The sequence below is a fragment of the Bradyrhizobium sp. USDA 4510 genome (assembly GCF_054059095.1).
Genome location: NZ_JBSSBT010000001.1, coordinates 8040673 through 8061841, shown reverse-complemented (window position 1 = coordinate 8061841; position 21169 = coordinate 8040673). Strand labels below are relative to the sequence as shown.

Below are 21169 nucleotides of genomic sequence, written 5' to 3'. Positions count from 1 at the left end.
CCTGTCAGAGAACGGCACAAGCATGACGCAAAGCCCGACCACGCCGTTACCGGCCGATTCACCACATGGCCTCGCCGCCGTCGAACGCGAGATCGCCCATGCCTGCAAGGAAGCGCGGCGCGACCGCATGTCGGTGACCTTGATCGCGGTGTCGAAGACGTTCGCGGCCGACGCAATTTTGCCGATTATCGGCGCCGGACAGCGCGTATTTGGCGAAAATCGCGTGCAGGAGGCCAAGGGCAAGTGGCCGGCGCTAACCCAGGCTCATCCGGGATTGCAGCTGCATCTGATCGGACCGTTGCAGTCGAACAAGGCCAAGGAGGCCGTCGCGCTGTTCGATGCGATCCATTCGGTCGATCGCGCCAGCATTTGCGAAGCGTTAGCCAAGGAAATCAAAAATCAAGGCAAGCACCCGGAACTGTTCGTCCAGATCAATACCGGCGAGGAGCCGCAGAAGGCCGGCGTGGCACCGCAGGACGCAGATACCTTCATCGCGGCATGCCGTGACACCTACGGCCTGCAGATATCAGGACTGATGTGCATCCCGCCGGTCGACCAGGCGCCGGCGCCGCACTTTGCGCTCTGCGCCAAGATCGCCGCGCGCAACGGGCTGACGAATCTCTCGATGGGCATGAGCGCGGACTTTGCCGTCGCGATCCAGATGGGGGCCACCCATGTGCGGGTGGGCTCGGCGATCTTCGGGACGCGGACGGTGCCGCATAACTGACTGTCGTCCCGCTGCTTTCGAAAGCAGGGACGACAGCGGTGTGTGTGGCGCGTGCGCGGCCTACACGAACCGCACCGACACTTTTCCGATCGCGCCAAAATCGGCGGCGAATTTATCGCCGGCGGTGATCGGCAGCGGGGGATGGCAGGTGCCTGTGGTGACGACTTCCTCTGCCCGCAAGGTCAGCCCGAGCGCGCGCAGCTCGTTGGCGCACCAGGCGAGCGCTGCGCAGGGATCGCCGAGCACGTTCTTGCCGTGGCCGATATAGCGCTCGCCGCGCAGCGTGATGACCGGGCGGTCCTCGACCAGGTCGATCGCGCGCCAGTCGGCCGAGGTTGCGGGTCCGAGCACGAACAGATGCGCGCAGGCATTGTCGGCGATCAGCTGCGCCTCGCCGGCGGCGACAAAATCGGCGAAACGCGAATCCGGAATCTCGATCGCCGGATGCAGCGTCCCGACGGCCTCCAGCACCTCCTGCACGCTGTACGGCGTCGTGCGCGGCGCGAGATCGCGCGCCATGCGGAAGGCGTATTCCGGCTCGCCGACGCGCATCTCGTTGCCCTGCATCGACGCGGTGCCGCCATCCGGTATCACCGTCTCGGCAAGGATGCGCCCGGCGAGCGGTCCGGCGACATTGATGTGCTTCTGGCCGGCCGCGCTGGTCGCCGCGATCTTCCAGCCGAACAGTTTTTTGCGCGACGTCTTTTCCAGTTCGGCCTGCACCGCATAGCCCTCGGCGCGATCGCGCGGCCGAATGGCGACATCGAGCGCTGCGAGCTTGGTGCCGGCGTGCCAGTGATCGTGCAGGACCTTCGAGGCGGCGGCGATCTTGTTGTTGTCGAGCATGCTGTTTCGCTCCCCGCGGGAATTATTTTCTGGTGTGCACGATCTCAGCACAAACGCGTCGCGTCTGTCGCGCGGGAAAAGCGATGTTCAGCCATTCGACAACTCTAGCCGATGATGATCCTGGTCTGCGGCGACATCCGCCGCAACAACCGCAGCATCGAGGCCTTCGTCATCGAGACGCAGCCCGCGGTCGGCGAGAAGTTCGGCCGCGCCAGATGCAGGAACACCGCGCTGCCGCGGCCGGCGACGCGCGGCGCGGCGTTGTGATCGATCTCGACAATGAAGTCGTAGAGATGATCCTCGCGGGTCAGGCGGTCGCCGCCCTGCTCGCGGTCGAGCCGGATCGGCTGGTTGTAGTGACGGTCGGCGGGGTCCTCGCACCAGGCGTCCTCGCGGCGGATCGGCCGGGTCGGCAGGAAAGTCGCCGGACGCTGGTGCCGGTCGGCGCGCCACCAGAGCTGGCGCGGATGGAAGACGCCGCGCGGCGTGCCGCCGTCGCCCTCGCGCTTGTTGGCGAGGATTCCGCCGCGTCCGAGCGCCACCGGCACGGTCCAGCCGTCAGCCGACAGCCAGCCCCGGCGCGGGTCGCCGGCGGCTGCTCGGACCTCGATGATGGAGAGCGGTCGATCACGTTTGGCTGTCATATAAGTGATTGAAATAGCTGACCTTCCCTTAAGAATCGTTCCAAACTGAGCTTGCCTTGGAGGTTCAGAACATCCTATTTCCCGGCATTACAGGACATTCACGTCCTGCCCCGCCGGATTTGAGGTAGACTGCGTTGCCTTGTGAATCGGTAACAATCGCCTACCTGAACACATATCTAGCCGATGTTACGGCCATAAGCGTCCTCTGCTTCTGACCGCCCGCCCCCGAAGGATTGTACCTATGGCCAATGCCCGCAAGATCTTGATCGTGGATGACGATACCGATCTGCGCGATACGCTGGTCGAGCAGCTGTCGCTGCACGAGGAATTCGAAGCCTCCGCAGTCGACACCGGCGCCAAGGGCGCCACTGCCGCCAAAGCCAATTCCCCCGATCTGGTCCTGATGGACGTCGGCCTGCCCGACACCGATGGCCGCGAAGTGGTCCGCTCGCTCCGCAAGGGCGGCTTCAAGGCTCCGATCATCATGCTGACCGGCCACGACACCGATTCCGATACGATCCTGGGGCTCGAATCCGGCGCCAACGACTATGTGGCGAAGCCATTTCGCTTCGCGGTGCTGCTGGCCCGGATCCGGGCGCAGCTCCGCCAGCACGAGGCCAGCGAGGACGCGGTGTTCTCGGTCGGTCCGTACTCGTTCCGGCCCGGCTCGAAGATGCTGACCGGCGCCAATGCCAGGAAGGTGCGGCTGACCGAGAAGGAAACCGCGATCCTCCGCTTCCTCTACCGCGCCGGCCAGATGCCGGTGTCGCGCGAGACGCTGCTCCAGGAAGTCTGGGGCTACAATTCCGGTGTCACCACCCACACGCTGGAAACCCACATCTACCGCCTCCGCCAGAAGATCGAGAAGGACGCCGCCAACCCGGAAATCCTGGTGACGGAAGCCGGTGGCTACAAGCTGGTGCCGTGATACGCTTTGCGCTCAACGATTCGTGAAATCGAGGCGCACCGCGGTTACCGGACCTGAATGTCGATCGATGATGACGTAGCCCTGCTCGAGCGGGTCCCGACAATGCGTCTGTTGGGCGAAAGCTCCTTGCGCATGCTGGCGATCGGCTCCGAGCAACGTGATTTCAACGCAGGCGACGTGCTGTTCAAGGCCGGCGACGCCGCGGACGCCGGCTATGTCGTGCAGCGCGGCACCTTCCGCGTCGAGGAAGGCGGCGCCGAGATCATCGCCGGTCCCGGCGCGCTGATCGGCGAGCTCGCATTGATCGTCGCGATGAAGCGGCCATCGACCGCCACCGCGCTGGAGCGCGGCTCGGTGATCCGAGTCGCGCGTAGCTTGTTCCAGCGCGTGCTGGAAAGCGATCCCGCCGCGGCCCTTCGGCTACGCGACGAGCTCGCGCTGCGCACCAGCCAGCTCGCAAGCGATATCCTGATGGCGGGCGGGAAGCTGAGTACGTGATCTTTCCGCGCGTCATTCCGCAAGTTCATTGAACCGTCACCTGAGGTGCGAGCCTTGCGGCGCAATTGCGCCGCTGGGCGAGCCTCGAAGGGTCGACGGCCACCAGCCGGGCCGTGCACCCTTCGAGACGCGCGTTCCGCGCTCCTCAGGATGACGGGTCGAGGGTCGGCGGCGCACTTAAACCTCCATCACCGCCGTCACCGGCACGTGGTCCGACGGGCGCTCCCAGCTGCGGGCGTCGCGGGTGATCTTGAAATCGCTGACCTGATCCTTCAGCGCGCGCGAGACCCAGATGTGATCGAGCCGTCGGCCGCGATCGCCGACGGTCCAGTCCGCCGCGCGGTAGCTCCACCAGGTGTAGACCTTTTCCGACATCGGGATCCGCTCGCGCGCGATGTCGAACCATTCGCCATGCGCCTGCGCGGCGAGCAGCTTCTCGGTTTCGACCGGCGTGTGCGAGACCACCTTGAGCAGCTGCTTGTGCGACCACACGTCGTTCTCATGCGGCGCGACGTTGAGGTCGCCGACCAGGATGTGGCGGTCGTCGCCGCGCGGATGCAGCGGCTCGCAGGCCTTCATCTCGTCGAGGAATTGCAGCTTGTGCTCGAATTTCCGATTGAGCGCGGGATCAGGAATGTCGCCGCCGGCCGGCACGTAGAAATTATGCAGCACCAGCGGCTTTGACAGCTGCGCCTTCTCGCCGAACGACACCGAGATGTGCCGTGAATCGATCTTGTCGCAGAACGTCCTGATGTCGGTCGTCTCGAACGGCAGGCGCGAGACGATAGCGACGCCGTGATAGCCCTTCTGTCCGTTCAGCGCGACGTGTTCATAGCCGAGCCGCTTGAAGCGTTTCAGCGGAAACGCATCGTCGATGCATTTGGTCTCCTGCAGGCACAGCACATCCGGCCGCGCGCTCTTGATGAACTTGGCGACGGTGTCGATGCGCAGGCGCACCGAGTTGATATTCCAGGTGGTGACGGAGAACCGCATGAGAGGTGCGTCTTAGCACGGTTCTCGGTGCGGATTTCAATTGTCCACAGGGAGGCTCCCACCTCGCCCCGCTTGCGGGGAGAGGTCGGATCGCATGGAGCGAAGCGCAATGTGATCCGGGTGAAGGGACTCACCGCGTACTCGCGTCTTTCGGATTCGTGGAGGCAGCCCCTCACCCAACCCTCCAAGAGCGAGCTTCGCTCGTCTCGACCCCGCAAGAGCGGGGCGGGGGAGAAGGAAAGGCGATCAGCCCGGCGAGGTGCCGGGATAGGTCGTGAAGTCGATCTTGAACAGCGCCGGATCGGGCTTCTGCGTCGCGTCGAGATTGTAGACCGCAACTGTCGTGTCGTAGCCCTGCGGGTCGGTAACGGTCCACTGCTTGAGCTTGCCGTCCTTGGCGCCGATCATCAGCAGGAAGCGGCTGGTGCCGACCAGCGCCTGCTTTTCCTCGATCGTGATGCTGACGAACACGTCGTCGGCGGTGACGCTGATGACGTTGGTGTCCTTCATCAGGTCGATGCGGTCCGACAGCAGATAGCGCAGCGGGGTCTGCGACAGCGGATAGACGTCCTGGGTGGCGAGCCTGCGGTCGCGCACCGCGACCGAGGAGCCGTCCGCGATCACCTCGATCGGGCTCGGATCGTCATATTCGAAGCGCAGCTTGCCGGGCTTCTGGATGTAGAAATCGCCCTTGGTCTTGGTGCCGTCGGGGCCGACCTGGACGAAATTTCCGACCAGCGTTTGCAGCGACGAGAGATAGGCCGAGACCTTGGCAGCCTGCGCCTTCTGGTTGGCGTCGAAGGTCTGGAAGATGTTGGCGGGCACGTTGCGGCGCGGATCGGGAATCACCGGGTTCGGCGGTGCCTGGGTGGCGCCCGTCGTCGTCGGACCCTTGTCCGCATTGGTCTGCGCGCCGGCGTCCTTCTTTGGCGCAGCCTTGGATCCGGCGTTGGGCGCGGGCTTCGGGGGCGGCGCATTCTGCGCAGTCGCAGCGCCGGCGATCGCGGCGGTGACGAGAAGAGCGAGCGCAGTGCGCGTGCCGCGGTCAATGAGGTGTTTTGCCATCAGATATGTCAGGTCTCTGTTCGACGCTCGTCCCGCTGCGCCGGATTTTATCCCGCCTCTTCCGAGGGAGATATGGTTTTTCCGTGATGATCGTCCCCGATCAGAACTGGCCTTCTTCCTCCCCGACCAGGATTTCGCGCTTTCCGGCGTGATTCGCCGGACCGACGATGCCCTCAAGTTCCATCCGCTCCATCAGCGAGGCCGCGCGGTTATAGCCGATCTGCAGCCGGCGCTGAATGTAGGAGGTCGACGCCTTGCGGTCGCGCTTGACGATCGCAACCGCCTGCGTGAACAGATCGCCGCCGCCGTCGCCGCCCATGCCGGTGGCATCGAACACGGCGCCGTCCTCGTCGGTCGGCTCTTCCGCGGTGACGGCTTCGAGATACTCCGGTGCGCCTTGCGTCTTGAGGTGACGCACGACCTTCTCGACTTCCTCGTCCGAGGCGAACGGTCCGTGCACGCGGCTGATGCGGCCGCCGCCCGCCATGTAGAGCATGTCGCCCTGGCCGAGCAGCTGCTCGGCGCCCATCTCGCCAAGGATGGTGCGGCTGTCGATCTTCGACGTCACCTGGAAGGCGATCCGGGTCGGGAAGTTCGCCTTGATCGTGCCGGTGATGACGTCGACCGACGGACGCTGCGTGGCAAGGATGACATGCAGGCCGGCGGCGCGAGCCATCTGTGCGAGGCGCTGCACCGCGCCTTCGATATCCTTGCCGGCGACCATCATCAGGTCGGCCATCTCGTCGACGATGATGACGATGTAGGGCAGCGGTTCGAGGTCGAGCTTCTCTTCCTCGTAGATCGCCTTGCCGCTCTCCTTGTCGAAGCCGGTGTGGACGGTGCGCGTCAGCTCTTCGCCCTTGGCCTTGGCTTCGACGAGGCGCGCATTGTAGCCGTCGATGTTGCGCACGCCGAGCTTGGCCATCCGCTTGTAGCGCTCTTCCATCTCGCGCACGGCCCATTTCAGCGCCACCACCGCCTTCTTCGGATCGGTGACGACGGGCGTCAACAGATGCGGGATGCCGTCATAGACGGAGAGTTCGAGCATCTTCGGATCCACCATGATCAGGCGGCATTGATCCGGCCGCAGCCGGTAGACCAGGCTCAGGATCATGGTGTTGATCGCGACCGATTTGCCGGAGCCGGTAGTGCCGGCGATCAGCATATGCGGCGTGCGCGCCAGATCGATGATGACGGGGTCGCCGCCGATCGTCTTGCCGAGGCACAGCGGCAGCTTCGCAACCGAATCGACGCTTTCCTTGGCGACCAGAAGCTCGCGCAGATAGACCTTCTCGCGATGCGCGTTGGGCAGCTCGATGCCGATCGCGTTACGGCCGGCGACGACCGCGACGCGGGCCGACAGCGCGCTCATCGAGCGCGCGATGTCGTCGGACAACCCGATCACGCGCGACGACTTGATGCCGGGCGCCGGCTCGAGCTCGTACAGCGTGACCACCGGGCCGGGATTGGCCTTGACGATCTCGCCGCGCACGCCGAAGTCCTGCAGCACGCCCTCGAGCGAGCGCGAATTGGCTTCGAGCTCGGCCTTGCTCAGCGGCTGTCGATCGCTGGCCTTCGGCGCACTGAGCACGGAGACCGAGGGCAGCTCGAACTTGTCGGAATTCTTCTTCTTCGGCTCGGCCTTCTTGCGCGGGGCGCGGGCGGCGGGAGCTTCGTCCTCCTCGTCCTCCTCTTCCTCATCGTCGTCGAAAGCTTCAGCCTCGTCCTCATCATGGTCTTCATGCGCGGGCGCGATCGAGGGCGCCGGGCGGCCGCCGCCGATATTCGGCTCTTGGCGCTCGAACGCAGCGCTGCGGCTCTGGGCTCCGCTCGAGACCAGCGATTTGTAGGCGGTGGTCAGCAGCCAGCCGAGCCGCGCTTTGGCGCTCATCAGCGCATGGAACAGCCAGCCCAGCGAGACCGAGCTGCGGTCGTTGTCTTCTTCCTCGACGAACGGCTCGTCGTCGTCGGAGATCGGCGTCAGCTCGTCGTCCTGCTCCTTGGCACCCCAGCCGCAGGCGAACAGGAAGCTTGCCGCCATCGCGACGAACAGGATCAGGCCGAGCACGACGCGATAGATGAAGCCGGGCGGGCCGAACACGACGGCCGGCGCACGCAGCAGCGCGTCGCCGACCACGCCGCCGAGCCCGGTCGGCAGCGGCCATGCGGTGTTGTGCGGCCAGCAGCTGGCGAAGCCCGCCGCGATCACCGTGCACAGGATCCAGCAGCCGAGCCGCAGCGCCTCGCGGTCGAACGGGCGATGCGTCAGCATCCGCCAGCCCCACACCGCGACCGGCAGCAGCAGCATGATCGCGCCGAGACCGAGAATCTGCATCAGGAGGTCGGCGCCGATCGCGCCGGGATAGCCGAGCACGTTGCGGATCGCGCGCGAGGTGGCGTGGCTCAGCGACGGATCCTGCACCGACCAGGTCATCAGCGCCGCCGTGATGGCGCCGGACAGCGCGATCAGGCCGAGCCCGGTGAGTTCGCGCAGCCGTCGCGCCAGCGCCTCGCGGAGCGAGAGCGGCAGATGGCCGACCAGGGGGATGACACGTTCGATCGCTGGCATACTCAATCTTCGCGCTTCGCGATTAACCCAGGGTTTCGACCAGGCGATGCATCGCCTCGGCCGTCGATTCACTGTCGGAGACGAGCGCAAGGCGGATATAGCCCGCGCCCGGATTGGAACCGTCGTTCTGCTGGCGCGCCAGATAGCTGCCGGGAATCACGCGCACGCCGGCGTCGCGATAGAGCCTGACCGCCGCAGCCTCGTCGCCGCCGCGCTCGGAGACGTCGAGCCAGACGCAGAACCCGCCGGCGGGACGCTTGTAGCCGTAGCGGTTGCCGAGGATCTGGTCGGCGAAATCGAACTTGATGCGATAGAGCCGGCGGTTCTCCTCGACATGCGCCTCGTCGCTATAGGCGGCGACCGCGACATGCTGCAGCGGCACCGGCACCTGCGGTGCGGCGACATTGCGCAGCTCGTGGAATGCGGCCAGAAACTTCCTGTCGCCCGCGGCAAAGCCGACGCGCATGCCCGGCAGGTTCGAGCGCTTCGACAGCGACTGGAACGCCACGACATTGCTGAAGTCGGGACCGGCGCATTCGAGAATGCTGCCCGGCGCCTCGCGGGTGTAGATTTCCGAGTAGCACTCGTCGCTCAGGATGATGAAGCCATAGCGATCGGCGAGCTCTTTCAGCCGTGTGAAGTAGGCGCGCGAGGCGACCGAGCCCTGCGGATTGGCGGGCGAGGCGATGAAGAACGCGACGGTGCGCGCCAGCGTCGCCTCGTCGATCGAATCGAGGTCGGGCAGGAAACCGTTAGCGAGCGTGGTCGGCAGGTAGATCTGCTCGCAGCCGGCCGCGCGGGCGCCGGCGCCATAGGCCGGATAGAACGGGTTCGGCATCAGGATCGCCGGCCGGCCCTTGCGCGGCGCGACGTAGCGCGAGGCTGATATCGCGGCAAAGAACAGCCCCTCGCGGCTGCCGTTCAGCACCATCACCTCGCTCTCCGGATCGACCGGTCGCGGCAACTGGAACCGGCTTCCCAGCCAGGTCGCGACGGCGCGGCGGAACGGTTCGATGCCCTTGGCGATCGGGTATCGGCCGAAATCGGCGGTATGTTTTGCCAGCACCGGTCCGACGAAATCGGGCACCGGGTGCTGCGGCTCGCCTAATGACAGCGTAATCAAGGGCTTGGCGGGCTGATACGGCGCCAGCAGCTCGGTCGTGCGCAGGAAAGGGGAACGCTCGGCCTGGCCGGCGGATGCGACATCGCCGGCGCCCTGCGCCAAGCCGGATGAGGCGGTCATTGCCATGATTGAAATGCCAGCACTTTCACTGCGGTCGGAGGGTAGGGGCGCCGACCGTAAACTGATCAAGTCACCATAGATAGGGCGAGGTTAAGACGCGATTAACCATCGGCGGTGCGGCACGATCGGCCGACGCGTGATATCCGCGCTGATCCCAAGGCACCGCATCGAAATTGCTCCGAGACATGATCCACCGCCGCGCCGTCCGGGCGCTCATCATCACCGGCGAGCGCGAAGTCCTGCTGATGCGGATTCGCTCGCCGCACGGCGGCGACTGCTTCTGGATCGCGCCGGGCGGCGGCGTCGAGGGCGACGAGACGGCTGAAGCGACGTTGCAGCGGGAACTGGCCGAGGAGTTGGGGCTGATCGATTTCGAGCCCGGGCCCGCATTATGGCGGCGGCACCACACCTTCAACTGGGGCGGCAGGCGGATTTCCCAGAAAGAGGAATACCGGATCGTTCATGCGGATCGCTTCACGCCGGTGATGGCCGACGAGGCCGAGGCGCGCGTGCTCGATTGCTTCCGCTGGTGGTCGATCGCCGACCTACCCGGTGCGAGCGAGCGCCTGACGCCGCTGTCGCTTGCCGACATCTTGGAGCGCTATTTGTGCAACGGCGCGCCAAGCGAGCTGCCGGATGAGGAAGTTTTGATCGACTGACGCGGCTCCATGGCGTGACCCACAACTTGTCATGCCCGGGCTTGACCCGGGCATCCATCGACTAAGCCAGAGTCTTGCGAAGCGGGATGGATGGCCGGGGCAAGCCCGGCCATGACGATTCCAATTTTCCGGTCCATCCGGGCTACGCGCGCGATGGGTGACGGCTACCGCGCCGGCAGCTTCTCGAACGACGGCTTGCCATCGGGCACATGGTGGAAGGTCTGCTTGTCGCAGGTGTAGATCGTCATCTGCGGGGTGAACACCGAGGGGTCGTCGAAGGTGCCGACCTTCAGGATGGTGGCGGGCAGGCCCGGCACCTTGGTCACGAGATGCGTGCCGCATTCCGGGCAGAACTCGCGGGTCACGGCGCGGTCGAGATCCTTGCGGGTGAACTGCTTGGGCTCGCTGGCGGTGTATTTGAAGCCGGTGGTCGGCATCGCCATGAACATGTTCGGTCCGCCGCCCGTGATGTACTGGCATTCGCGGCACAGGCACTGCGCCGCCATCATCGGCTCGCCCTCGGCCTCATAGCGCACGTTGCCGCAGTAGCATCTGCCTTGCACCTTCATGACGTCCTCCCGCTTTCGTTGTTTGTAGCCTGTCATTCCACAATGGCAGGCAATTCCGACAATATTTTCTCAAGCAGCGGAAAAAAGAAAGGGGCCCCAGCTTGCGCTGGAGCCCCTCAACGGTCCGGACATTGCCGGGTATGTGCCCGAACCGTAGTTCTGGACCCGGCCCCGGAGGGAGCCAGAGTCCCGGGAGAACTCACATGTTGTAGGCGCGCTCCGTGTGCTCGGTGATGTCGAGGCCTTCACGTTCGGTCTCGACGTTGGCGCGCAGGCCGACGATCACGTCGACGATCTTGTAGAGGATCGCCGAACCGATGCCCGACCACACCAGCGTGGTGCAGACGCCCCAGACCTGCGAGATCATCTGCGCCGCGAAGTCATAATCGGCGACCTTCGGCGGGATCGCGGTGTAGTCGATGATGCCTGCACCGCCGAGCGCCGGGTTGACCAGGATGCCGGTGCCGAGCGCGCCGACGATGCCGCCGACGCAGTGGACGCCGAACACGTCGAGCGAGTCGTCATAGCCGAGCGCGTTCTTCACGACCGTGCAGAAGAACAGGCAGACCACGCCGACCACGAGGCCGAGCACGATGGCGCCCATCGGGCCGGCATAGCCGGCCGCCGGGGTCACCGCGACGAGGCCCGCGACCGCGCCCGAGAGCGCGCCGAGCAGCGAGGGATGGCCCTTGATGATCCATTCCGCGAACATCCAGGCCAGCGCCGCCGCGGCAGTGGCCACGAAGGAGTTGGTCATGGCGAGCGCAGCGCCGCCATTGGCTTCGAGGTTGGAGCCGGCGTTGAAACCGAACCAGCCGACCCAGAGCAGCGAGGCGCCGATCATGGTCATGGTCAGCGAGTGCGGAGCCATCAGCTCCTTGCCGTAGCCGGTCCGCTTGCCGATCAGCAGCGCGCCGACCAGGCCGGCGATACCCGCGTTGATGTGCACGACGGTGCCGCCCGCGAAGTCGATCGCGCCCTTCTTGAAGATCCAGCCGGCATCGGCGTTGATCTCGTCGAGCTTGGCCTGCGCCGCGGTCTTCGCCGCGCCGTCAGCCGCAGCGGCGAGCGCCTTGGCGGCATCCTGGATCGCGTCCGGGCCCGGCCAGTACCAGACCATGTGCGCGATCGGGAAATAGATCAGCGTCACCCAGAGCGGGATGAACAGCGCGATCGCCGCGAACTTCATGCGTTCGGCGAAGGCGCCGACGATGAGGGCCGGCGTGATCGCCGCGAACGTCATCTGGAAGCACATATAGATGAGTTCCGAGATGTTGGCGTCGACCGAGAAGGTCGCCGCCTTCGAGTCCGGCGTGACGCCCATCAGGAAGGCCTTGGAGAAGCCCCCGATGAAGTCGGAGCCGCCGGTGAAAGCGAGGCTGTAGCCGTAGAGGGCCCAGAGCACGGTGACGAGGCAGACCGTGTAGAACACCTGCGCCAGCACCGAGAGCATGTTCTTGGAGCGGACCAGGCCGCCATAGAACAGCGCGAGGCCCGGGATGGTCATCAGCAGCACCAGCACCGTCGAGGTCAGCATCCAGGCGTTGTCGCCCTTGTTGACGGTCGGCTCGGCGTAGGCGGCGGTCGCGGCGAACAGGCCGACTGCAAGGGCCGCCAGTCCCGCGCCATAGGGACGCTTGAACGTCATGTTATTTCACTCCTGAGGTCTTAAGGTTTGAGCGCGAAATCAGAGGGCCGCGGCATCGGCCTCGCCGGTGCGGATGCGCACGGCGTGTTCGAGGCTGATGACGAAGATCTTGCCGTCGCCGATCTGGCCGGTCTTGGCGGCGGAGGTGATGGCGTCGATGGTCTTGTCGACCTGATCGGAGTTGACCGCGACCTCGATCTTGATCTTCGGCAGGAAGCTCACGGCATATTCGGCGCCGCGATAGATTTCCGTGTGACCCTTCTGACGGCCGTACCCCTTGACTTCCGTCACCGTGAGACCGTGAACGCCAATGGCGGTCAGGGCGTCACGGACCTCTTCCAGCTTGAATGGCTTAATGATCGCCATAACAATTTTCATGAGTCCTATCCCCGCTTGGGCCCGGTGCGAATGAACACCGGGAGTTTCGACTGAGGTTCACCACGCGGAGGACATCCACTACGCGGGCACAGCCTGGAGCCTTAGAATCAAATGCCGTGCCAAACGGCCGGAGCTCGCTAATGGATTATGAATCCGGACCTTTTCCCGCTTTACGGGTGGGAGGTGCCCCTGCGCTATTCCGCCGCGCCTAAAATATGGTCAGACCTGTCTAGAACGCAGGCACGGCTAACTCCGGACACAATTCTGCTCAGCCGCGGGGCAGCAGGCGGTATCCGGCGAGGGCTTCCGGGCTCGCCCCGCGGTCCGCGAACACCCTCTCGATCATTTCGCCATTGGCGTCTGTCGGACCATTGCGCGATGGGAATTTGATGTTGGGCTTCATCGGCTTGTTTGGGTTCCCACCCGAAACGGGACCAGCGCGAAGACAGTTGCGGGCATCCTCGCCGCGTCGTTCTGCGCGAAGCGGACAAGGGCTCGCATCAGGTACGCCCGACCGGACAGCAATGCTGGACTTTTGCCGGCGCTCGTTACCGATCGTTAGCTGTCTGTAACATTGTCGTTCCGGCGTTAACGCCGCGGTTGCCGTCGTTGCGCTATTGCCGCCGCATAAGAACTTCAATGACAGGTGGGGCAACCAATGATTGATCGTATCCGCGCGCTGCTCGAGCAGCAGCCGATGATTTCGCTGGATTTCAACACAATCACCGACGACACGAATCTCTATGACGCAGGGCTGACATCCTTCGCCACGGTGCAGGTGATGCTGGCGCTCGAGGAAGAGTTCAACATCGAATTTCCCGAAGCGATGCTCACGCGACGGACCTTCTCGTCGCTCGCCAACGTCGCGGACGCCGTTTCACGGCTGACACAGCGGACGGCGTAAGACCATGAGCGTGGTGAGAAAGATGGAGCCCGTGCCGGCCTCTGCCGCCACGCCGGCCGAGCGCATGCGTCGGGTCGCCAAGGTCGCGGCGCAGCAGGTCGATGCGGTAGACCGTGAGGGCCGCTTCCCGGCCGATACCATCGAAGCATTGAAGCGCGAGCGCCTGCTCGGCGTCGCGATTCCCGTCGAGCATGGCGGGGAGGCATTGGGCACGATGGAGATCGCGGAGCTGATCGTTCAGCTCGCCCAGGCCTGCGGCTCGAGCGCCATGATCTACGCCATGCACCAGATCAAGACGTCGAGCTTCGTCAGCCATGGCGGCGCCAGCGACTGGCATCTGGCCTATATGCGCCGCATTGCGGCGGAGCAGTTGCTGATGGCCTCGGCGACCACGGAAGCCGGCATCGGCGGCAATCTGCGCAATTCGATCTGTGCGGTCGAAGTGGCAGACGGCCGCTTCTCGCTGACAAAGGAAGCAACCGTTATTTCCTACGGCCGCCACGCCGACGCGATTCTTGCCACGGCGCGGCGCGCTCCCGACGCGGCAAGCTCCGATCAGGTGATGGTTGTCATTCCCGCGGACCTGAACCGCACGCTGGAGCGCACCTCCGTATGGGATACGCTCGGAATGCGCGGCACCTGTTCGGACGGTTTTCATCTCGTCGCGCACGGTGACGCGGCGCAGATTTTCCCCAAGCCGTTCTCGGAGATCGCGGCACAGTCGATGCTGGCGAGCTCGCATATCTTCTGGGCGGCGACCTGGTTCGGTATCGCCACCGATGCCTTCAATCGCGCGCAAGCATTCGTCAAGGCTGCGGCGCGCAAGCAGGCGGATGGAAGTCTGCCGCCGGGCGCGCTTCGGCTCGCCGAGGCGGCCGCCCTGCTTCAGGAGATGAAGGGTCATCTCACGGCCGCCATTGACCGCTTCGATGCGGCCAAGGGCAATGACGACGCGCTCTCCTCGATTGGCTTTACCGCCGAGATCAACGCGCTGAAGGTCGCCGCGAGCGAGAAGGCCGGGGCGATCGTGCGGCTCGCCATGCTGATCAACGGCATCGTCGGCTACAAGAACGGCACGCCGTTCAGCGTCGGCAGACACCTGCGCGATGTGAGCTCAGCGCCGCTGATGATTTCGAACGACCGTATTCTTTCCAACACCGCGACGCTCCTGCTGATGAGCCGCTTTGACACCAGCCTGAGAGGTTGAGATGGACGCCAAGACGTTCGATGCCAAGAGCCTGCTCGACACCCTGTTCGACAAGAGCATCCTGTTCAAGACCGGAGTAGACGGGCTTTATGGCCGCTCCGGCGTTTTCGAAGACGTGATCGAGCGCTTTGAGCGGCTCGTGACCAGCATCGGAGCGCCAGACAAGGCAACCCGCATCCACTTCCCGCCGGGCATGAGCCGCGCCACGCTTGAAGGCAGTGGCTATATGAAAAGCTTCCCCCAGCTTGCAGGCTGCGTGCATTCCTTCATGGGCGGCGAGCGCGAGCATGCGCAGCTTCTCGGCATGATGGCTGCGGGAGAGGACTGGACCGAACTGCAGCAAGCGACCAACGTCGTGCTGACGCCAGCCGCCTGCTATCCGCTCTATCCGACCGTTGCCGCGCGCGGTCCGGTGCCCGATGACGGTGTGCTGTTCGAGCTTTCCTCTTACTGCTTCCGTCATGAGCCTTCCAAGGATCCCGCGCGCATGCAGCTGTTCCGCATGCGCGAATTCGTCCGCATCGGTACGGCCGAGCAGGTGTGCGCCTTCCGCGAAAGCTGGCTGGAGCGCGGCAAGGCGATGATCGAATCCCTCGACCTGCCCTGCGAGGTTGATCTCGCCAACGATCCGTTCTTCGGTCGCGGCGGCAAGATGATGGCCAACAACCAGCGCGACGAGGGACTCAAGTTCGAGCTGCTGATCCCGGTGACCAGCATCGAGAAACCGACGGCCTGCTTGTCCTTCAACTATCATCGCGACCATTTTGGCCAGACCTGGGGCCTCAAATTCGCGGATGGCAGCCTGTGCCACTCGGCCTGCGTCGGCTTCGGGCTGGAGCGCGTGGCGCTCGCGCTGTTCCGCCATCACGGCCCTGAGGTCGAGGCATGGCCGGCTTCCGTGCGCGACACGCTTTGGGGCAACTGAAATGCAGAGTGCCATCGCCGGGCTCGATCCGGCCGACTACAAGCCGCACCGGCTACACGATCCGGAGCGGCGATGGCCGCAGACCAACTGCTATGTCGATCTTCTGATCGAAGTCATGCATGCGAACGGGAATGACCCGGTCGCTGCGCTCGGCTTCACCGTGGCGCAGGATTTCGAAGGCGACCAGTTCACGTTCTTCAAATTCCCGACGGCCGACCTGCAGCGATTGGCCGGCCTGGATATCCAGGAACTGTCCGTGTTCGATCGTCTGGAGGCGCACGTTCTCAACCAGATCGAGCGCGGGCGGCTGCCGCTGGTCGAGGTCGATGCCTTCTACCTGCCCGACACGAAGGGCATCACCTATCGCAGTGGCCATTCCAAGACGACGATCGGCGTCAACGTCCTCGTTCCCGGGCGCCGCCACATGGCCTACTTCCACAACGACGGCTACTTCGCCCTGGACGGCGAGGACTATGACGGCATTTTCGGGCAGCGCAACGGCGCGCCGGCCGGCGGCCTGCCGCTGTTTCCCTATGCCGAGTTCGTCAAGTTCGACACCACGCGCCCCTCGCGCGATCCGGTCAGTGCAGCCACGGAAATCCTCGCGCAGCATCTGCGGCGCAGGCCGAAGCGCAATCCGCTCGATGCCTATGCGGCCGTGTTCGGCGGCCATGCCGAGGCACTGGCTGCCCGGTCACCGGAGTATTTTCACATCTACGCCTTCAACACGTTGCGGCAGGTGGGCGCCAATTTCGAACTCCTCTCCAGTCATCTGGAATGGCTGGGACGGCACGGCGAGACCGGTCTGGCCGAGGCGATCGAAGCCGCCGCGGCAATCGCCGAGGGCGCCAAGGTCATGCAATTCAAGCTCGCCCGCGCCATGGCCCGGCATCGGTTCGATGGGCTCGCGGACGCCATCGGGCCGATGGCCAAGGCCTGGCAAACGGTGATGAACGCTCTGGATGGTCGCATGGCGGATCTCGCCAGCAAGGCAGCGTAGGACCGGCCCGCCGGTCATGGGAATGCATGTGTATGGACGCTTTGGTGTCGACGACCGACACGGCCGAGCCTCTGGACAGCGGCTGGTGCATGGTCGTCTCGCCGGCCGGCGCGTGGGCGTCTCCGGCGGCGATCGACGGCAGCGCCGAATGGCTGGAGGCGGCGTGCCCCGGCACGGCCGCTGCTGCGCTGGAACGGCTTGGCCGCTGGGACCGCAACCATCCCACTCCGCTGCACGACCAGGACGTCTGGTATCGTCGCCGGCTCGACGTCACCGGCCCGGCCCGTCTCGTATTTGACGGCTTGGCGACGGTTGCAGAGGTCTGGCTCGACGATCGCCTCGTGCTGTCCTCGACCTCGATGTTCGAGCGCCATGATGTGGCCCTGACGCTTGCCGGCGGCGAGCAACTGGCCATCGCATTCCGCAGTCTCGACCGCCATCTGGAAACCCTGACCGGTCCGCGTGCGCGCTGGCGGCCGCGCATGATCGACGATCAGCGGCTGAGGCTCGTACGGACCACGCTGATCGGCCATATGCCGGGTTGGTCCCCTGGCTTCGACATCGTCGGACCATGGCGACCGATCAAGCTGATCCGCGATACCAACCGGCGAGGCGTGCGCGATGTGCAAATGCAGGCCGACCTCGCCGGCACAACAGGGCATCTTTCCGTCGCGATCACGCTGGACGAGCCGTTTGATGACGCGCCGGCCATGGTCGCCTGCGCGGGCGCTGTCGCCGCATTGACCTCGGAGACAGCGACGCGGCTGACGGCGAAACTGGATATTGCGAACGTTGGGCCATGGTGGCCGAGCAGCCATGGCGATCCGGCGCTGCACGAGGTTGTCGTCACGCTAGGCTCGATGCGAGTAGCGCTCGGCCGCGTCGGCTTCCGGCATATCGAGATCGATCGCGGCACCGACGGACGCGGCTTTCGGCTGGTCGTCAACGGCGTATCCGTCTTTTGTCGCGGCGCGGTGTGGACGCCGTCCGACCCGGTGCGGCTGCCGTCCTCACGCGAAGAGATCACGCGCGACCTCGATCTTGCACGACGGGCGGGCGTCAACATGCTCAGGGTCGGCGGCACGTTCGTCTACGAGAGCGACGCGTTTCACGAGCTCTGCGACGAGATGGGCATCCTGGTCTGGCAGGATCTGATGCTCGCCAATTTCGACTATCCGGCGAAGGACGAAGTCTGGCAGGCGTCGCTCTCGCGCGAGGTCGGGAATTTGCTCGGGCGGCTCAGGCATTCGCCGTCACTCGCCGTTCTGTGCGGCGGCAGCGAGGTGGCACAGCAGGCGGCGATGATGGGCATGCCGATGTCGATGGATCCGACGCCCTGGTTCGACAAGGTGGTGCGCCCCATCGCTGAAGCGAAGCGTCCCGACCTGGTGCTTGTGACGTCATCGCCATCCGGCGGCAACCTGCCTTTCACGGCTGATGGCGGGCCGATGCATTATTACGGGGTCGGCGCCTATTGCCGGCCGCTGGATGACGCGCGCCGGGCCGAAGTGCGCTTCGCGAGCGAATGTCTTGCCTTTGCCAATGTGCCTGACCAGGCAACGCTGGATGCGCATCTGCCGGTGCCGCCGGTGCACGATCCGCGCTGGAAGGCGGGTGTGCCGCGCGACGTCGGCGCGTCGTGGGACTTCGAGGATGTGCGCGAGCACTATCTGGAAACGCTTTTTTCCGTCGACGCGCGCCGGCTGCGCATCGAAAATACCAGACGCTATCTCGAGCTCTCCCGTGCGGTGACGACCGAGATAGTGGAGCGCACCATCGACGAATGGCGCAGACCCTGTTCGCCGACGGCTGGAGCGCTGCTGTTCTTCTGGAAGGACTTGCGGCCGGGCGCGGGTTGGGGCGTGGTCGATTCGACCGGCCGGCCTAAGCCCGTCTGGCACGGGCTGAGGCGGGCATTTGCCCCGCTACGGCTGATCCTGAGCGACGAGGGCGTCAACGGGCTGACCGTCCATGCCGTCAACGATACCGCGCAGACCGTTCGGGCGACATTATCGCTGACCTGTCTGCGGGACGGCGTCACGCCGGTGGTGTCGGCGCGCCAACCGATCAGCGTGCCGGCGCACGGCGGCCTGTCGCTTTCGGCCTTCTCGGTACTCGGCGCCTTTTTCGATATTTCCTACGCCTATCGCTTCGGGCCGCCCGGCCATGAAGTCACCGTTGCAAGGCTGGAAGGCGACGACGGGAAGGTCTTTGCCGAGGCCTTCCATGTGCTGCCGGGTGTCATGACCGCGCAGCGCGACGTCGGCCTGACTGTGAGTTTGGTGCGTCGGAAGGACGCGTGGCGGCTGCGGCTGGCCTGCAAACGCGCGGCCTACCACGTCTCCGTCCAGGACGATCGGTTCGTTCCAACGGAGAACAATTTCCACCTGATGCCGGGCATCGAGCGGGAGGTCGGCCTTGACGGTCCGTCCCTGGCGACACCTGGCGGCGCGGTGACAGCGCTCAATGCCGATCGCGACGCGAGCTACGAGGTGCCGAGAGCGGAAGAATTGGAAGTCGTGCGGACAAGGGAGTCCGCCGGGAGCATGACATGAAACCAGTTGTCTTTGCCGATACCATCGGCTGGCTGAACGTAGCGAAGGGGCGGCGGGGCGTTGTCATCGCCGGCGCGCATGGTCATGAGGATCTGTGCAGTCGCCGATTCCTGAAGCTGTTGTCCGACAGGGCGGCCGCGGCGGGCCTGCCTGTCCTGCTGTTTGACTATCCCGGTTGTGGCGACGCTGCCGGCGACCATTCGGCGCCGGGCCGGGTGATGGCCTGGACCGCAAGCATCGGCGCGGCGATCGACCGGTTGAAGCGGGATTGCGGCGTGGAGGATGTCATCCTCGCCGGCTTCCGTCTCGGCGCGCTGCTGGCCCCGCTCGCTGCGGCGGGGCGGGACGACGTGGCAGGCCTTGCGCTGCTTGCGCCACCGAGTTCCGGAAAAACCTATGTGCGCGAAATCACCGCGATGTCGCGTGTGATCGATGGGTCGCTCGCCAAGAGCGCCGCAAGCGACGCGACGTTCGCCGAGGGCCGCGAGGTCGTCGGCTTCCGGCTTTCGCATGAGACGCTCGCCGATCTATCGAGGCTGGATTGGCGGCGGGCCGTCGCGGCCCTTCCGCCCCTGCCGATGCTTTTGATCGCGAACGGAAAGCCGTTGGCAGGCTCTGAAATCCGCGACGGTCGAACTTCTTTCGAAGGCGCGACAATCGCGGAGTTCAAGGACTATCACCTGCTCATGTGCGACCCGACCGCGAACCGGATCCCGGCCGACGTTGTCGATTGCTGGGCGGATTGGTTGTCCGACCGGGCCGTCGCCGGCGTAGCTCAGGGCGTCGAGTCCCTGACCGGCCACGAACTATTGGAGGGATCGCACTACACGGAAGAGCCGGTTGTGATCAGGCAGGCGCCATTGATCTGTGGCGTGCTGACCCGGCCACGTGACGGCCATGCTGCGGCCGATCCGGTCATCTTCCTCAACTCCGGCGGCGTGCCGCATGTCGGTTGGGCGCGCGGCACGGTCGAGGCGGCGCGCGAGCTTGCCGCCGCCGGCGTGGCGTCGCTACGCATTGACCTGCCGGGCCTCGGCCTGAGCGACGATGCCGGGAGCAATCGTCTGTTCCTCTATGATTCCCGCACCCGCTTCGACGTCGGCGCGGCGATTGACTGGATGCAGCGGGCGGGCTTTGCCAAAGTCGAGCTTGTGGGCATATGCTCGGGCGCCTTCCAGGCCTTTCACACTGCGCGCGCGGACCGCCGCGTCCGCGCCCTGACCATGATCAACCCGCTCTGCTTTGCCTGGAACAGTTCCTACGCGCTGGAGCTTACGGCCTGGAAAGCATACGAAGCCTCCAAGGCGAATCGCGGAAGCCAGCCGCAGATCGGGCCGGAGGAGGGGTCTGCGATGACAACCAGGTCCGCCTGGAGGCTGTCAGTGTCAGATAGCGCCAGGCGGCTGGTGCGGCGCGGATTGGAAGCCGTCAAGTCGACGCTGTCGGCGATGCATCCGTCCGCCTTGCTTGGTCGTAACCGCGTCGAGCGCTGGATGCGCGAGCTTTGTAGCCGCGGCGTGCGCGTCCTCATGGTCACCTCGGACGGCGATCTCAGCCTGCAGGAGATCGCACGGCATTTCGGTCAGGACGGCAAACGGCTCACAAGTATCCCTGGCGTCACGCGGTTGACGCTGCCGAACGCCGACCATTCGCTGACGCCTCGTCATGCGCGGCGCGCTGTCGTCGCGCGCCTGATCGACCACCGCGGCGGCGGCAGGCGCGGAGGATCGAGCCGTCCCGATGCCGTGCGGGTCACGGCGCAGCATGCCGAGGTGAAGCCTAAATCGATGGCGCTGTCATGAAACGGCTTG

General features: G+C 65.2%; 19 protein-coding genes. 10 read left to right on the top strand and 9 right to left on the bottom strand.

Going from position 1 to position 21169, the window contains the following annotated elements; all coding sequences use genetic code 11:
• Positions 1-22 precede the first annotated feature (22 nt).
• Positions 23-727, top strand: coding sequence for a YggS family pyridoxal phosphate-dependent enzyme (locus ACVMDN_RS37475; protein WP_076833667.1), 705 nt, complete (start codon positions 23-25; stop codon positions 725-727).
• Between the two features lie 60 nt (positions 728-787).
• On the opposite strand, the gene ACVMDN_RS37470 is transcribed toward ACVMDN_RS37475, so the two are convergent.
• Positions 788-1573, bottom strand: a complete 786-nt coding sequence (locus ACVMDN_RS37470; protein WP_076833665.1) for a 2-keto-4-pentenoate hydratase — start codon at positions 1571-1573, stop codon at positions 788-790.
• 104 nt (positions 1574-1677) lie between these two features.
• Positions 1678-2217, bottom strand: coding sequence for a L,D-transpeptidase family protein (locus tag ACVMDN_RS37465; protein WP_076833664.1), 540 nt, complete (start codon positions 2215-2217; stop codon positions 1678-1680).
• A gap of 241 nt (positions 2218-2458) precedes the next feature.
• Between ACVMDN_RS37465 and ACVMDN_RS37460 the strand changes: the two genes are divergently transcribed.
• Positions 2459-3145, top strand: coding sequence for a response regulator transcription factor (locus ACVMDN_RS37460; protein WP_016841446.1), 687 nt, complete (start codon positions 2459-2461; stop codon positions 3143-3145).
• A 57-nt stretch (positions 3146-3202) separates the two neighbouring features.
• Positions 3203-3643 (top strand): cyclic nucleotide-binding domain-containing protein, encoded by a 441-nt coding sequence (locus ACVMDN_RS37455; RefSeq protein WP_076833662.1) that lies wholly within the window; start codon positions 3203-3205, stop codon positions 3641-3643.
• A gap of 177 nt (positions 3644-3820) precedes the next feature.
• Here ACVMDN_RS37455 and ACVMDN_RS37450 read toward each other — a convergent pair whose 3' ends face one another.
• The 4 genes from ACVMDN_RS37450 to ACVMDN_RS37435 form a co-directional block, all read right to left on the bottom strand.
• On the bottom strand, positions 3821-4636 hold the full coding sequence (locus tag ACVMDN_RS37450; protein ID WP_076833660.1) for an exodeoxyribonuclease III: 816 nt from the start codon (positions 4634-4636) through the stop codon (positions 3821-3823).
• 246 nt (positions 4637-4882) lie between these two features.
• A complete protein-coding gene (locus tag ACVMDN_RS37445; RefSeq protein ID WP_028335823.1) occupies positions 4883-5701 on the bottom strand; it encodes an outer membrane lipoprotein carrier protein LolA in 819 nt (272 codons plus the stop codon).
• A gap of 100 nt (positions 5702-5801) precedes the next feature.
• Entirely contained in the window at positions 5802-8276 is a 2475-nt protein-coding gene (locus tag ACVMDN_RS37440) for a DNA translocase FtsK (protein WP_076833658.1), read from the bottom strand.
• Positions 8277-8292: 16 nt separating this feature from the next.
• The gene (locus ACVMDN_RS37435) at positions 8293-9519 is read right to left on the bottom strand and encodes an aminotransferase class I/II-fold pyridoxal phosphate-dependent enzyme (RefSeq protein WP_076833657.1); all 1227 of its coding nucleotides are present in this window, start codon (positions 9517-9519) and stop codon (positions 8293-8295) included.
• A gap of 179 nt (positions 9520-9698) precedes the next feature.
• Between ACVMDN_RS37435 and ACVMDN_RS37430 the strand changes: the two genes are divergently transcribed.
• Positions 9699-10172, top strand: coding sequence for an NUDIX domain-containing protein (locus ACVMDN_RS37430; RefSeq protein ID WP_076833655.1), 474 nt, complete (start codon positions 9699-9701; stop codon positions 10170-10172).
• 164 nt (positions 10173-10336) lie between these two features.
• Here the strand turns inward: ACVMDN_RS37430 and ACVMDN_RS37425 are convergent, their stop codons facing one another.
• The 3 genes from ACVMDN_RS37425 to ACVMDN_RS37415 all read right to left on the bottom strand — a co-directional run bounded on the left by ACVMDN_RS37425 (position 10337) and on the right by ACVMDN_RS37415 (position 12767).
• Positions 10337-10741 (bottom strand): GFA family protein, encoded by a 405-nt coding sequence (locus tag ACVMDN_RS37425; RefSeq protein ID WP_028342016.1) that lies wholly within the window; start codon positions 10739-10741, stop codon positions 10337-10339.
• A gap of 199 nt (positions 10742-10940) precedes the next feature.
• Positions 10941-12389, bottom strand: a complete 1449-nt coding sequence (locus ACVMDN_RS37420) for an ammonium transporter (protein WP_057020316.1) — start codon at positions 12387-12389, stop codon at positions 10941-10943.
• A 39-nt stretch (positions 12390-12428) separates the two neighbouring features.
• Complete coding sequence (locus ACVMDN_RS37415; protein ID WP_024583097.1) at positions 12429-12767, bottom strand: P-II family nitrogen regulator; 339 nt, start codon at positions 12765-12767, stop codon at positions 12429-12431.
• 658 nt (positions 12768-13425) lie between these two features.
• On the opposite strand from ACVMDN_RS37415, the gene ACVMDN_RS37410 reads away from it, so the two are divergent.
• The 6 genes from ACVMDN_RS37410 to ACVMDN_RS37385 are packed head-to-tail and all read left to right on the top strand — an operon-like array spanning position 13426 to position 21160.
• A complete protein-coding gene (locus ACVMDN_RS37410; protein WP_076833653.1) occupies positions 13426-13671 on the top strand; it encodes an acyl carrier protein in 246 nt (81 codons plus the stop codon).
• A gap of 4 nt (positions 13672-13675) precedes the next feature.
• Positions 13676-14878 carry an acyl-CoA dehydrogenase family protein gene (locus ACVMDN_RS37405; RefSeq protein ID WP_371852180.1) on the top strand — a complete coding sequence of 401 codons (1203 nt, stop codon included), beginning with the start codon at positions 13676-13678 and terminating at the stop codon, positions 14876-14878.
• Between the two features lies 1 nt (position 14879).
• Positions 14880-15803, top strand: a complete 924-nt coding sequence (locus ACVMDN_RS37400; protein WP_028335830.1) for an amino acid--[acyl-carrier-protein] ligase — start codon at positions 14880-14882, stop codon at positions 15801-15803.
• A gap of 1 nt (position 15804) precedes the next feature.
• Complete coding sequence (locus tag ACVMDN_RS37395; protein ID WP_076833650.1) at positions 15805-16803, top strand: DUF1839 family protein; 999 nt, start codon at positions 15805-15807, stop codon at positions 16801-16803.
• Between the two features lie 44 nt (positions 16804-16847).
• Entirely contained in the window at positions 16848-19358 is a 2511-nt protein-coding gene (locus ACVMDN_RS37390) for a glycoside hydrolase family 2 protein (RefSeq protein WP_200844513.1), read from the top strand.
• On the top strand, positions 19355-21160 hold the full coding sequence (locus ACVMDN_RS37385) for an alpha/beta fold hydrolase (RefSeq protein ID WP_076833646.1): 1806 nt from the start codon (positions 19355-19357) through the stop codon (positions 21158-21160). Before ACVMDN_RS37390 ends, ACVMDN_RS37385 begins: the two co-directional genes overlap by 4 nt.
• Positions 21161-21169 lie beyond the last annotated feature (9 nt).